The organism is uncultured Campylobacter sp. (genome assembly GCF_947255105.1).
In the GTDB taxonomy this organism is placed as follows: Bacteria; Campylobacterota; Campylobacteria; order Campylobacterales; family Campylobacteraceae; genus Campylobacter_B.
Map to the genome: position 1 here is coordinate 17,894 of NZ_CAMYFP010000009.1, position 12,862 is coordinate 30,755.

The following is a 12,862-nucleotide window of genomic DNA, read 5'->3' on the forward strand; positions in this document are numbered from 1 at the left end:
TTATTTTGTTATAATCTAGTTCAAAATTATTATTTATATTCAAAAATAAGATGAAATGAACAAAGGCAGAAGGGACTTTTTAAAAAAAGTTGGCGGAGCTGGCGTTGTGCTCTCCTCAACTCAACTTTTAGCCAAAAGTGAAAAGTTAAGGTCCATTCCAACAGCTTCAAACGTTGGAGCGTTTTACGCAGATGTCGATGAGAGTGGCAAAATTGTAAAGATTAGACCGCAAATTTCAGACAAAGATCCAAAAGTTCCATGGAGCGAGGCGTGGATAGATAGAGTTTATAGCGATACAAGAGTTAAATATCCATGTGTTAGAAAAAGCTATCTTGAAGCAAAAGGCATAAAAGCAAACTCAAAGCCTGAACTTCGTGGCAAAGAAGAGTTTATAAGAGTTAGTTGGGATGATGCAATTAAGCTAATTTTGGATAAACTTCAAAGCGTAAAGCCTGATGAAATTTACAATGCTAGTTATGGCGGCTGGGGACATCCAGGACTTCTTCATAACTGCTCTGCAACTACGGGAAGATTTTTTAATACCGTTATTGGTGGGGCAGTTACAATGGACGGCGAGCATAGTAATGGTGCAGCTGGAAAGGTAAATACTACTATAGTTGGCGACTTGGAGGTTTATTCACTTCAAACTGCTCACGAAGTTATTTTGGAAAACACACAAGTTTATGTTATGTGGGGAGCCGATATCCTAAAGTGCAATCAAATAGACTTTAAAGTTGCAAATCGTGGAAACAATCCTTATTATGACAAATATGCAAAGTCAAACATCAAATTTATAACGATTGATCCGCAATATACTCCTATTGCTAAAAAACTAAGTGCCCAGTGGATAAAAATACGTCCAAATACCGATGTTGCCTTAATGCTTGGTATGATGCACTATCTCTATACTTCAAATCAATATGATAAAGACTTTATTGAAAAATATACTTACGGGTTTGATAAATTCTTGCCTTATCTGCTTGGAAAAACAGAAGATATGGTTGAGAAAACTCCATCTTGGGCAAGTAAAATCACAGGAATTGATGAAAAAGTTATCAAGTCTTTGGCTGATACTTTTGTAAAAAATATTTTTGGCTGGAAACTGGGCTATGCAAAGAGCACAATTTGGCGAGCAAGCTGACTGGACTTTGATGGTGCTTGCTTCATTTATCGGTCAAGTTGGACTTCCTGGTGGAGGATTTGGCTTTTCTATGCACTACACAGGTGGCGGGCAGGCATCAAGTGGCGTTATGTTACCTGGTGGTCTTGCTCAAGGTAAAAATAAAGTAAGAGTTAAAATTCCAGCCTCAAGAGTAAGCGATGCCATACTAAATCCTGGCAAAAAAATCAAATTTAAGGGCGAGGAGATGATCTATCCAAACATTAAGATTTTCTATAATGTTGGTTGCAATACCTTAGGTCATCAACCAGACTCAAACAGCTTAATAAAAGCTCTAAGAACGCTTGATACTGTGATAGTTCATGAGCCTTGGTGGACACCCCAACTGCCAAGATGGCAGATATCGTTTTGCCTTCAACTACAACACTTGAAAGAGATGATATAAGTTATGGTGGAAGCTACTCTCAAGACTATGTTTATGCTATGAAAAAAGTTATCGAGCCACTATATGAGTCGCGAAATGACTACGATGTTTTTGAAGAGATGGCAAAAATAGTAGGCGATAGAGAGTGGAGAAGATTTACAGGTGGTGGAAAGACAAAAGAAGAGAGGATAAAAAACTTCTATGAAAGAAGCGATTGTCCAAACTATATGGAATTTGATGAGTTTTGGAAAAAGGGCTATGTTCATTTTGAGCCATCAGAAGATGCATATAAATATGTCCGCCATAGCGATTTTAGAAAAGATCCTATCAACAATAGACTTAGAACTGAAACTGGAAAGATTCAAATTTACTCAGATAAATTTGCAAGTTATAAGCTAGATGATTTTAAAGGTCATCCTATTTGGCAAGAGCCAACTGAGTGGCTTGGCAATAGCAAAGCGGTTGCTAAGTTTCCATTTCATGTATTAAGTCCTCACCCAACTTACAGAATTCACTCACAGCTTGATAACTGCTTTGTAAGAAAGCTCTATAAAGTTGGCAATAGAGAGCCTGTTATGATAAATAGCGACGATGCCCTAAAACTTGGCATAAAAGATGGCGATACTGTTGAAGTCTTTAACGATAGAGGTGCTGTTCTTGCAGGTGCTGTTGTGACTAAAGATATTATGAGTGGCGTTATATCAATACAAGAGGGTGTTTGGTATGATCCTGAAGATGAGAGCGAAAAAAGGTGCAACGCAGGGCATGTCAATGTCCTAACCACCAACACTTCAACATCATCTATGGCTCAAGCAACTGCTGTAAATAGTTCGCTTGCAAATATCAAAAAAGTCGATGTTAAACCATATGGCGGCATAAAAGCGGCTGTTGTAAAGGAGATGTAGTGAAAAAACTTTTATTTTTAGTAGCTTTAGTTACATTTGGATTTGGTAAAAATATGTGGGTTTATAACATCAAAACAGATCTTATAGACCCAAAAACAAAAGAGGTAGTAGGGCAAATTTACGAAGGAACACCAGTAAATGTTATAGAAAACAGCGGCGAGTTCTCTTTGATAGAGGTAAATGGGGAAATTTCAAATCTTGATGAGAAAGTTTTAGTCTATAAAAATGACGATACAACGCAAATGCCACTTGTTAGCTTTTTTGATTTGAAAGAGGGCAAGGCTATCAAGGATAGTAAATTTTTGATAAAAAGTAGCGATTTGATAGATAGAGAGTATCCATCTTGGGAAGAGGTTGAGCTGATCTACTACGATACTTGTACCAACTGTCACGCAGGACATCACCCAGCTGAACATCTAATGAATGAGTGGGATGCATATCTATCAGCTATGCAGTATTTTGCAAAGATAAATGATGAGGAAAAAGCTAGAATTTTGAGATTTTTAGAAGCTCATGCAAAAGATGGCTTTGCAAAAGAGGAAGAGTAGGGCAGTTAAAATAGGTAGCTAAATTTAGCTACCTACCTAGTTAGACAATATATGTTTTTAGCCCAAATTCTTTGGCTATTTTCTCTCCTTTTTCTGTAGTTATTAGAGTTGATGGAAGTTTATGTATCTTGCCATTTTCTAAGCAGAGATTGCCACCTATAAAACTCATAGTTGGCACTTTTTTCTCCATATCTATGATGGTTATATCAGCGTCATTGCCAACTTTTAAACTTCCTTTTGTCTTTAAAGAGAGTCTTTTGGCAGGGTTAAAACTTGTCTTTAGGACAAATTCTTTTAGACTCAAACCGCCAAGCTCTACTAGTGCAAGTCCAGATGGAACGATAACATTGCGCGGAATGCCGCCACCATCGGTGCTTATAGCATCTACTATAAATTTATTGTTGCTATCTTTTTTGGTAGCTATCAAGACTCGCGGAACTATTGGATTGACAACAAAACTAACTGTTGCGTCTGTATTTTTTGAAAGCCAATACCTAACTCCGCTCTCTCCGCACTCAAGCACATTTATATCGCCCTTAGCAACATTTACAAAGGCAACACCTTTTAATATCGCCTCTCTTAATCCATCTTTGCTACACTCAAATCCAGCATTTTTTAGACAGGTGGCAGTTACATTGCTTCCAGGGAGATTGTTGATTATCTCTGCGCTAGTGCCATTTAGTGGTGAAAGATAGGATTCGCTAAAGATATTTGGGGATTTTGCAAGCTTGTCTAGTAGTGTCTTTGCTTCATCTATTGAGTCTTTTATGGCGCCTCTACAGTAGGCATTGATGTGTGCTAGATGTAGTGGCCTATTTTTGGCAAGTTCTATTGCCTCCAATGCGCCATTTAAATTTGAACCATTTTTTGTGCTTCCTGCGTGAAATGCTATATAGGCACCCAAGCTATCGCCAACTTCTATGGCTCTATCTATCGCCTCTGTAGTTAATGGATAGTGTCCGCCAAGAAGTTTTACTCCAATACCGCCATCACTCAAAACTCGCTCATAAAGCTCTTTTAACTCCGCTTTGCTTGGATTGTCGTTTTTTACTGTGTGAGCTGGTCTTACATATTCTAGAGTTGCTAAGTTTATACCACAACCATAATCTCTTAAAAGTTCCAAAGTTCCTTTTGCAGGACCTGCCATATCAAGGGCAGTTGTAACGCCACTAAGCGCTAGCATTTTATGAGCATATTTTCCACCAAGCCAAGGCGATGCGTGTATGTGAGTATCGATAATGCCTGGCACACAGAGCTTACCATCTAGCCTAAAAATCTCTTTTGCCTCTCTTATCTCTTTGGATATCTCTGCTATTTTTCCGCCATCTATGGCAACATCACAGATCTCATCTACGTCAAGCTCATAATCCACAAGCCTGACATTTTTTAAAACTTTGTCGTATTTCAAATTTGCCTCCTTATTAAAATTTAAACTTATTATAGCTAAGAGAGCCTTTTAAACCTACCTAAATATTTCAGTCACTCTATCAGTCTTTGAGATAAGCACTTCAAAATTTGTCATATAAACGTCTCTATTTTTTTGGCATTTGTTTGGCGAGTTGTCATTGCTTTTTGAGTTATCATACAGCCGCTACAATATATAAAGAGCGTATCTGTCGATATCTTTTAAATTTTTAGAGTGGCTTATATCTGGCTTTAAAAATTGGAATTTTATCTATGGCAATATCGCCCTTTTTTCTTGTCATAATTATAGAAAAGGTTGTAATTTTGAGCTCTTTTGGTGAGTTTGTAAAAGTGAGTTTATGTTGCAATTTGAGATATAAGTGTTTGAATAGTGGTCTAATGGCAGTTATTTGTGGCAGTATAAGGCGACCTTTTGGGGACGAGGCATCTATTGGAGTATAAGATAACTAACTCATCTTTTGACAATATTCCATCAAAAAGTAGCTTTTCTTTGGTAATTGTTGTAGAAAGGCTTTGAATTTCATCATAAATTTTTATAAATTTCATCACTTGCTAAATTTAAACAGACTTTATGCTTGCTAAATTTATCCAACTCATCAAGCAGTTTTTTTGCGGCTTTTCATCTATTTTTCTGTTTATGGCAAATAAAATTGGTGTTTTTTGGCTCTTAATCTTATAAAAAGCTTTTCATTGTAGGAGTTGTTCTTTAGTAAGAGTTTTAACTCATCGTCTAATAACCCTGTATTCATCTTCAAACATCGGCTCAGCATTGATATTTATTCTTCTAATGTTGCTTTTGTCTTTGGAGATGTTATAAATTTCTATAACAAGTTTTTGCTATGTAGTTGCGATCGCTTCTTGGATGCTCTCCATAAACCGCTATAAGACGTTTTTGACCGCTATCAAGCAGTGCGCCAATCTCACTCTCTATCTCATTACTTTTTAAAATTTTTCTAGATAGTGAGCTATTGGATGACTTAAAACCGCTATGTTTGCAGTTATTTACACATGGACTAGAGATATAGATAGGACAAAAAGGGCGCATAAACCTACTCTTTATATAGGCTACTGCCTTGAAAATCCTCTCATCAAGCTCTTTGTCTTTGTTGTTTAGAAGAGTGGCTGTCTCTTCTAAACTAAGCACTATATGCGGCTCTCTTTTGCCTTTTGTATAGTTTCTAAAACTTAATTGTTGGTAGGATTTTGAGTTTTTGTAAAATCTCTTCTATTTTTTTTCTTATCTACAAAATTCTCCATTGGCACTCTTTTTCCCACTGCCTAATCCTCTCTAATCTTTGTCCTATATCTTTTCAGTTTTTACCAAATCTTGCTCTACCCATTTTGGTGAGTGCTCTTTGGCAGTATCCATTGGAACTTCGCCATTGCCAAACATAGCTTTAAAATCGTCCATATTTAAAAGTGCCATCGGCAAATGTCCAAACAACGCTACAGCTGTAGCAATTATCGAGCCCCAAACGTGTAGATAAAACATAAAGACCATGGTATTTTTTCCAACAACTGGAGCAAGTACAAACAAAATCCAACCAGATACAATAAGTGCAAATATCATAAAGATAAAAAATAGATAAGTTCCTTTTTGACCTGCATTAAATCTACCTTGTGGCGCGACCTCTTCAGGTCCAAAATTTATATTCAAGATCTTTTTTGGATATCCACCAAAATTTTTAAACCAAGCTATTGTATCCTTGTCCCAAATGAGTAAATTTCTCATCATAAGGAAAAATCTATCGAAGTTCAATAAAACAAATCCTACAAAATTTACTGTAAATAGGGCGCCAACCCAGATGTGTAAATCCATCCAAAATTTAACACTACTTACATCTATCAACTTAAAATAGACAATTATCCCACTAAAAGCTAAAACTAGCCAAGTGACCATATTTACAAAGTGAAATACACGCTCGCTTAGTGGAAATTTTAAAACTTTATCTTCTACAGTTTTCATTGATATCTCCTAAATTTATACTAAGTTTGCTCTATCGACATAGACATCTGTATGCAAAAGCTCATGTGCTACTTTGCCCATAGGTTCGGTGTTTAGATCTCTATATGCCTTAAAAGCACTTGGATTGTTGTGCGATGCAGTTAGCTTTACCTTTTGAAGTCTTTTATCATCATTATATAATCCTTCTTGGCGCATTGAGATGTAGGATTTTCTCTTTTTTACTATATCAGTAATGGCATAGCCAGTTACTGCAATAATAGAAACTCCAATGCCTGCAACCTTTAGAAAATCTCTTCTGTTTATTATGCTACTAACTTTTTTCTCAACATATTTTGCCATCTTCTATCCTTTCAAGCTCTTAATGGAAGTGGTAAAAGTGGATGTAACCACGATGTTCCCATGTTTCTAACAGGCTGTCCGCCACCATTGACACAGCCACCAGGACAGGTCATAACCTCTATAAAATGATATTTATGTTTGTCACTAATCAATCTTCTTGCTATCTCATTGACATTTTTAGAAGCGCCATTTACAACAGCTATCTTTAGCTCTATTATTTTGCCACCATAATCTTTTAGAGGGATTGGAATAACGGCTTCAACAATATCATTGCCATATCCTCTTACTGGTGTAAGTTCAGGATCTCTTAACTCTTCGCCGCTTAAGATAAAATAAGCAGTTCTTAAAGCCGCCTCCATAACTCCACCGCTATTGCCAAAGATAGTTCCACCACCACTATAGACATTCATAACGTCTTCTTCGCACTCATCAGACATCTCTAGCGGATTGATACCTTTTTTCTTTAGGATAGTTGCAATTTCTCTTGCCGTAAGAACTGCATCTATATCTGGAAAACTTGGTGTATCACTTGGAATCTCTCCATTTTCAACTAAAAATTTCCAAGCTGAGTTAAACTCAGGTCGGCTAGCCTCAAAAATCTTAGCAGTGCAAGGTGTTACTGGTACCATATAGACAGATCTTGGATCTACTTTCCATACATGTTTTGCAGCCCAAGCTTTAGCTAGTGGTCCGCCCATTTGGATAGGGGATTTTGCACCTGAAAGATGTGGCAGAAGTTCGGTATGAAAAATCTCAGCATTTCTAACCCACGCAGGACAGCAACTTGTAAAGTGCGGAAATGGATGATCTGCTAGATGCTCCAAATCAGCCGAACGCTCACCAAGTAGCCAGTATTTTATCTTTTTGATAAGTTCTGTTCCCTCTTCAAGTATGGTATGATCAGCGGCAAAATTTACATCATAAAGATGAAAACCAGCCTTTTTGAAAGCATTATACATCTTGTTTATAGTAACACTTCCAGGTTTCTCACCAAATTCCTCAGCCAAAGCAACTCTAGTTGCAGGTGATGGATGTGCTACAACAAAACTATTAGGATCGTCAAGTTTTTCTATAACAGTATCTACAAAACTCATCTGCTCAATTGCACCAAAAGGGCAATTTATTAGGCATTGACCGCAAAAAACACACATATTATCATCAATAGAGTGTGCAACTCCAAGGCTTCCAACTATCGCATCTGTTGGGCAAAAAGCGTTACAGGTATTACAGCCAACACAGTTGTCTTGATTGATTTTTATAATGCCTCTAAGCTCACCTTTTCTAAAAGTTCCCTCAAACTTAGCATCGCCACCCCAAGCATTGGCAGGCGGACTAAAAGTTTTTATATGAGAAACTGATCCATTCATTATTACCTCCTCAAATGTAATATTATAACTGATAGCAATATTACTATTTTTACATAAATATAAAATTAAAAATTTATCGTTTAGCGCTCTAAATTGATAGATATAACACTATTTTTTTGATAAAATTCACTAATATTATTAAATTGTCATTTATCAATAAAAATTACTGATTAAATTTGAAAGTTTTTGAAATTTAAAGGCTCTTTTTTGTAGCTAAAATTGAACTAATTATTAAGATGATAAATAAATTTAAACTTACACTAAGCCCAAAGTTACTCACCGCCGCTGTAGCGCTAAATGAGAGCATAAAAAACGAAAGTATTGTTGTAAAACTTGCAGTTACTATGCCAAATATCCGTTTTTTGACTCTAAGATGAGTATTGAAAGCAAAAAGCATATAGTCAATTCCAGCAGCACTTGCCAAAATAAAGCCAAAAACTGCAAAAATATCTATATTTTTACCAATGATTGTAAAAATAAAAGCTGACATTACTGAGCTAAAGATGATATATGAGACTATCAAAAACGCTTTTGATGGTGTTAAAAAGAGAGCTAGCGCTATAAAGGCTACAATTAAACCAACTGCCTTTATCAAAAGTGCATCAATCTTTATGAAATTTAAACTCTCATTTATCTTGCCAACATAATCAACATAGCTTGCGCCATATCTTTTTAAAATGCTGTAAAACTCGCCATTTTTAAGAAAAAAAGAGCTTCTTACTATCTCTTTATCGCCGTTTAAAAACTGGTTAAGCTCCAAATTTAAAACTCTTGCCGCCTCGCTATAACTTACTACTTTTAAATTTATAATCTTGTCAAACTGCTCTAAAATATCCTCTTTTTCAAAGCCTAAATTTAGATATAAATTTAAAATCCCCTCATCATCTTTTGCCCTTTTAAAGTAGCTTTTTATCTCATTTTGAGTAGCTTCATCATTTAAAAAAGAGGATAAATAGAGAGGATTTTCTATGAGATTTTGCTCTTTTAGCTCCTTTACTAGGCTCTCTGATGAGTTTTTATCAACTAAGATAAAATCACTTCTTATATCAAGCTCTTTTGTAAAAATAGCTATATCTTTTGTAAATTTGACTGGCATATTTGCATAGTTTTTCACTTCATCTTTTAGCAAAGCAGGGTTGTAAAAATAGATAAAAAGAGCCATAAAAACAAATATGGCAAGATTGATTTTGTAGTTAAATTTCAGATTTTTTACCATAAAAATATAGTTATTGAAGAGCTTTTTAAAGAGTTTTGTCTTTTTAAAAGTGATATTTTCAACAAAATCGCCAAATTTATAGTAGGTCATCAAAAATGCAAAAACTAAAGAAAATATCGAAACTGTCGCAATTTGATGTAGAAATTTCATAGGCGAGAGAAAAAAGAGTGCGTAGCCAAAAGTTGTGATAAAAAGTGCTGTTAAAAAGAGATTTTTAAGAGGTTTTATGCTCTCTTTTTGGCAAGGAGTTCCTAAATTTGCACTTAAAAAATGCATTGCGTAGTCGATAATTAGCCCAATTAAGCTAGTTGAGATGACAATAGTTAGAAAATTTAGTTCTTTTAGTATGATTAAACTCATCCCAAGTCCGCAGACAAAGGAGAACAAAACTATAGATAAAATGGTAAAAACTCTAAAACTACTAAAGGCGCAGTAGATAAAAATAGCTGTCAAAAGAAGCGAAACTAGGGCGAAAATAGTGCTCTCTTTCTGGGCTACATTTTTAGAATAGCTACTATAAATTTGTGGTGAGTTTATATATACCTCTTTTTGGTTTTTTAGTTTTTCATAGAAAACAAGAAGCTCTTTTTGATTGAAATTTTTTCTTAATTTATAGTTTAAAAGATAATAATTTTTGGTTTTTAAAAAGCCTGTTTGTAGGTCAAAATGGGCATTTAAGAGCTTTGGATAGACGATCATCGAGAAAAAATCATCTTTTAAATTTGCACCTGGCAAGAAGAGTTTTTTGGCTGAGTTTTCAAAAAAAGTGCCATCCTTTAAAGAGTCTATATCTTTAAAAAGAGCAAGTTTTAGCCCAAAAAAATCGCTTAAATTTAGCTCATTTTTTGCAAAAAGATCTGAAGAGTCTGCCATTTTGTCTATTTTCTTGGCGATATTTTCATCTTTTACTAAGATATTAAAGTTATCAAAGCTCTCATTTTGCATTAAATTTTCATCTTGCAAATTGTCTATTTGTAAAAGCGAGAAAAAATCTGCATTTATCTTATGATAATTTAAAAAAATACTAAAGCTAAAAAAGAGAAAAAGAGCTATAAAAAGTAGATTTTTTTTCATTTGATATTAAAAAAATTATAGAGCGTCTCATCGCCATTTGTCTCACAAAGCCTTATTTTGCTAACATACTCTTTGCCGCTAATCTCTATCTTTGTAAAAACCTTTGAGATGATCCCAACAGGCTTTAGAACAACACTCCAACCATCATCAAAACTTATCTCGTAGTTAAAGTTTTTTTGAAGTTTGTTAAAATCCAGTGTAAAGATTGCCAAAAAAAGATCTTCATCGAAATTTGATCTTATCTTTTCAAACTGCCCATTTTTATACTCAAAAACGCCATTTTTATCGACTTTTATAGCTGTTTTAAAGGGAGTTGTTGTATTTTGCTCAAAAGTGTTATTATAAATTTTAAAAATTCCTCTGCTAATGAGAGGATTTTTAAATGCTTTTAGCCTTTTTGTCTGGTTAAATTCGCCACTTACCTGGCTAAATTTAATCAAACTTTTAAGCTTCTCTTCATCACTTCCATAGGTAAAATTGCTAGCAAAAACCAAAATAAAGAGTGCAAAAAAAACTCTTCTCATATCTTTCCTTTTAATAGCTCTTTTAGAATGACAGGTGCTTCGTAACAAGTTTGGCGAGTTGCTATCTCAACGCAAGCTTGTGAAGTTGTCGCTTTGCAAATTTTAAGAGTGCCTTTTTTAATAAGATATGAAAACTTTAAAAAACTCTCAATCTCTAAAAGCTCCACTTCAACCTCAAACTCGTCATTAAAAAAGAGTGGATTTATAAATTTAAACTCCATTTTTGCGACAGGATAGGCAAAACCCATATCTTTCATCTTCGTATAATTAAAGCCAAGCTCATCCAAAAACTGGCACCTTGCAGCCTCCAAAAACTTCACATAATTTCCATGCCAAACGACATTTAGACTATCTACATCGTAAAACTGAACTTTATATCTATAAACTTTTTTTATCATCTTTGCTCCAAAAATCATAGAAGTTAAACCACATATTTGGGAACTCTTTACATCTTTTTTCTAGCACCCTAACATAGCTATTAAGGGAGTTTTTAACACTATCTCTTCTTACTTCTTTTGCAATTTCATCTATGCTTATATGATATTTATCACCATCTTTTATGCACCAAAGTGCAACTATCGAAGCTTTTAAAAGTCTTGCTAGCTCAAAAGAACCCGTTGGAAAAAGTGCCACTTTGTCCAAAAAATCAACCTTCAAAACTCTATCTGAGCTAATAGGCACGCGATCAGCCATGACACAAAGATGTCCGCCACTATCTAAAAATTCGTTAAATTTCACCATCTTTTCAATGTCTAAATTTGAGACTTCAAAAACCTCTATCTTTTTGGAACTTATTTTATTTATAAGAGTTGCAAATTTCATCATATTTTTGTTGTGAGCCAAAATGGCAAGCTTGATATCTTGCTTACTGCCGCTCAAGGCTCTTGCAACCTCTATGTTTCCAAAGTGCGCTGAGATGATGATTGAGCCTCTTTTTTTAGAGATTAGGCTTTTAAGTATAAGCTCTTTGTTTTCAAGCACAACATCATCAAACCCAATCTTACCTATCCAAACAGCGATTTTATCACAAATAGAGATGGCAAAGTTATAAAAGTTTAGAAAAACTGTTTTGCTAGATGGTTCTTTGCCGCTTAGATTTCTGTGAAAGGCTCTGATACTTGCTCTTTCTTCTTTGCTAAAGAGAAAATAGACAAAACTTACTAAAAAAACAATTGGTTTTAAGATGAAATTTGGACAAAACTTAACCAACAAAAATGAGAGTTTAAGCAGAAAAACGCTCCCTTTTTCTCTCTGTCTATACCAAAGCATCTTTTACTCTTTTGTAGATAAACTTTGGCAGGGAGAAAAAACATCTTGCATGCATTTTGCTTATTAGAAGGTTATCTCGAAGCATTTTAAAGTGAGAGATACTTTCATAGTTTATATCTACCTCAATCCAGCTAAATTTGTAGCCAAATTTATAGTAGTTGATAAGCACCTCTATGTCAAACTCCATTCTATTTGACTTAGTTTTTTTAAAAACTCTCTCATCTAGCGGATAAATTCGCATACCAATCATCAGGTCTTTAAAACTTCCGCCTAAAGTGTTGATATATGCCCAAAAGTTGGTTATCTTTCTGCCATAAACTCTAGCTTTTGGAGCAGTGCTGTCATATCTGCCATATCCGCAAATTATGGAGCTTTTATAATTTTTATAGAGATTTAAAAACTCATCAATCTTTTTTAAGTCATGCTGCATATCGGCATCTATCTGAAAAGCGTGAGTAAAGCCTTGATTTAGCGCATATTTAAAGCCAGTTTTAAGAGCTGCCCCTTTGCCAAGATTTGTTTTGTGTCTTAAAAGCGTCACATCTAAACTTGTTAGATCAAAGCCATCGCTACTTCCATCATCTACCAAAATTATAGGAATCTCATAGCTTTTCAAAATCTCACAAAGCTTTACAATCTTTGCAGGGTGGTTATAGTAGGGGATCAAAAAGCAAATTCTACTCAT

The 12,862-nt window shown here is 34.9% G+C and carries 13 protein-coding genes and 1 pseudogene; 2 read left to right on the top strand and 12 right to left on the bottom strand.

Annotated elements, in window-relative coordinates; all coding sequences use genetic code 11:
* Positions 1 to 55 precede the first annotated feature (55 nt).
* Positions 56 to 2,449: pseudogene (locus tag Q0X52_RS05720) on the top strand (molybdopterin-dependent oxidoreductase).
* Positions 2,449 to 2,997, top strand: a complete 549-nt coding sequence (locus tag Q0X52_RS05725; protein ID WP_297575934.1) for a hypothetical protein — start codon at positions 2,449 to 2,451, stop codon at positions 2,995 to 2,997. Before Q0X52_RS05720 ends, Q0X52_RS05725 begins: the two are co-directional and overlap by 1 nt.
* 40 nt (positions 2,998 to 3,037) lie before the next feature.
* On the opposite strand, the gene Q0X52_RS05730 is transcribed toward Q0X52_RS05725, so the two are convergent.
* From Q0X52_RS05730 to Q0X52_RS05780, 12 genes are all read right to left on the bottom strand, one after another.
* On the bottom strand, positions 3,038 to 4,405 hold the full coding sequence (locus Q0X52_RS05730) for an amidohydrolase family protein (RefSeq protein WP_297575935.1): 1,368 nt from the start codon (positions 4,403 to 4,405) through the stop codon (positions 3,038 to 3,040).
* Positions 4,406 to 4,515: 110 nt separating this feature from the next.
* Positions 4,516 to 4,620 carry a hypothetical protein gene (locus Q0X52_RS07910; protein WP_367173577.1) on the bottom strand — a complete coding sequence of 35 codons (105 nt, stop codon included), beginning with the start codon at positions 4,618 to 4,620 and terminating at the stop codon, positions 4,516 to 4,518.
* A 177-nt stretch (positions 4,621 to 4,797) separates the two neighbouring features.
* The gene (locus Q0X52_RS05735; protein WP_297575937.1) at positions 4,798 to 4,968 is read right to left on the bottom strand and encodes a hypothetical protein; all 171 of its coding nucleotides are present in this window, start codon (positions 4,966 to 4,968) and stop codon (positions 4,798 to 4,800) included.
* 265 nt (positions 4,969 to 5,233) lie between these two features.
* On the bottom strand, positions 5,234 to 5,566 hold the full coding sequence (locus Q0X52_RS05740) for a hypothetical protein (protein WP_297575939.1): 333 nt from the start codon (positions 5,564 to 5,566) through the stop codon (positions 5,234 to 5,236).
* 156 nt (positions 5,567 to 5,722) lie between these two features.
* Complete coding sequence (locus Q0X52_RS05745; protein ID WP_297575941.1) at positions 5,723 to 6,388, bottom strand: cytochrome b/b6 domain-containing protein; 666 nt, start codon at positions 6,386 to 6,388, stop codon at positions 5,723 to 5,725.
* Positions 6,389 to 6,403: 15 nt separating this feature from the next.
* Positions 6,404 to 6,727: an iron hydrogenase small subunit gene (locus Q0X52_RS05750; protein WP_297575943.1), complete on the bottom strand. Its 324-nt coding sequence runs from the start codon at positions 6,725 to 6,727 to the stop codon at positions 6,404 to 6,406.
* A gap of 11 nt (positions 6,728 to 6,738) precedes the next feature.
* Positions 6,739 to 8,094, bottom strand: a complete 1,356-nt coding sequence (locus Q0X52_RS05755) for a [Fe-Fe] hydrogenase large subunit C-terminal domain-containing protein (RefSeq protein ID WP_297575945.1) — start codon at positions 8,092 to 8,094, stop codon at positions 6,739 to 6,741.
* Positions 8,095 to 8,287: 193 nt separating this feature from the next.
* Positions 8,288 to 10,384 carry a hypothetical protein gene (locus tag Q0X52_RS05760; RefSeq protein ID WP_297575948.1) on the bottom strand — a complete coding sequence of 699 codons (2,097 nt, stop codon included), beginning with the start codon at positions 10,382 to 10,384 and terminating at the stop codon, positions 8,288 to 8,290.
* Entirely contained in the window at positions 10,381 to 10,908 is a 528-nt protein-coding gene (locus Q0X52_RS05765; RefSeq protein WP_297575950.1) for an outer membrane lipoprotein carrier protein LolA, read from the bottom strand. The genes Q0X52_RS05760 and Q0X52_RS05765 overlap by 4 nt, the downstream gene beginning before the upstream one ends.
* A complete protein-coding gene (locus Q0X52_RS05770) occupies positions 10,905 to 11,306 on the bottom strand; it encodes a thioesterase family protein (RefSeq protein ID WP_297575952.1) in 402 nt (133 codons plus the stop codon). The genes Q0X52_RS05765 and Q0X52_RS05770 overlap by 4 nt, the downstream gene beginning before the upstream one ends.
* Complete coding sequence (locus Q0X52_RS05775; protein WP_297575954.1) at positions 11,287 to 12,177, bottom strand: hypothetical protein; 891 nt, start codon at positions 12,175 to 12,177, stop codon at positions 11,287 to 11,289. Before Q0X52_RS05775 ends, Q0X52_RS05770 begins: the two co-directional genes overlap by 20 nt.
* Complete coding sequence (locus Q0X52_RS05780; RefSeq protein WP_297575956.1) at positions 12,164 to 12,862, bottom strand: glycosyltransferase family 2 protein; 699 nt, start codon at positions 12,860 to 12,862, stop codon at positions 12,164 to 12,166. The genes Q0X52_RS05775 and Q0X52_RS05780 overlap by 14 nt, the downstream gene beginning before the upstream one ends.

Excerpts from the sequence above, each read along its gene's own strand:
- Q0X52_RS05780 (WP_297575956.1), bottom strand. The coding sequence starts at position 12,862 with ATGAGTAGAATTTGCTTTTTGATCCCCTACTATAACCACCCTGCAAAG.
- Q0X52_RS05750 (WP_297575943.1), bottom strand. The coding sequence starts at position 6,727 with ATGGCAAAATATGTTGAGAAAAAAGTTAGTAGCATAATAAACAGAAGA.
- Q0X52_RS05770 (WP_297575952.1), bottom strand. The coding sequence starts at position 11,306 with ATGATAAAAAAAGTTTATAGATATAAAGTTCAGTTTTACGATGTAGAT.
- Q0X52_RS05745 (WP_297575941.1), bottom strand. The coding sequence starts at position 6,388 with ATGAAAACTGTAGAAGATAAAGTTTTAAAATTTCCACTAAGCGAGCGT.
- Q0X52_RS05735 (WP_297575937.1), bottom strand. The coding sequence starts at position 4,968 with ATGAAATTTATAAAAATTTATGATGAAATTCAAAGCCTTTCTACAACA.
- Q0X52_RS05775 (WP_297575954.1), bottom strand. The coding sequence starts at position 12,177 with ATGCTTTGGTATAGACAGAGAGAAAAAGGGAGCGTTTTTCTGCTTAAA.
- Q0X52_RS05760 (WP_297575948.1), bottom strand. The coding sequence starts at position 10,384 with ATGAAAAAAAATCTACTTTTTATAGCTCTTTTTCTCTTTTTTAGCTTT.
- Q0X52_RS05755 (WP_297575945.1), bottom strand. The coding sequence starts at position 8,094 with ATGAATGGATCAGTTTCTCATATAAAAACTTTTAGTCCGCCTGCCAAT.
- Q0X52_RS05765 (WP_297575950.1), bottom strand. The coding sequence starts at position 10,908 with ATGAGAAGAGTTTTTTTTGCACTCTTTATTTTGGTTTTTGCTAGCAAT.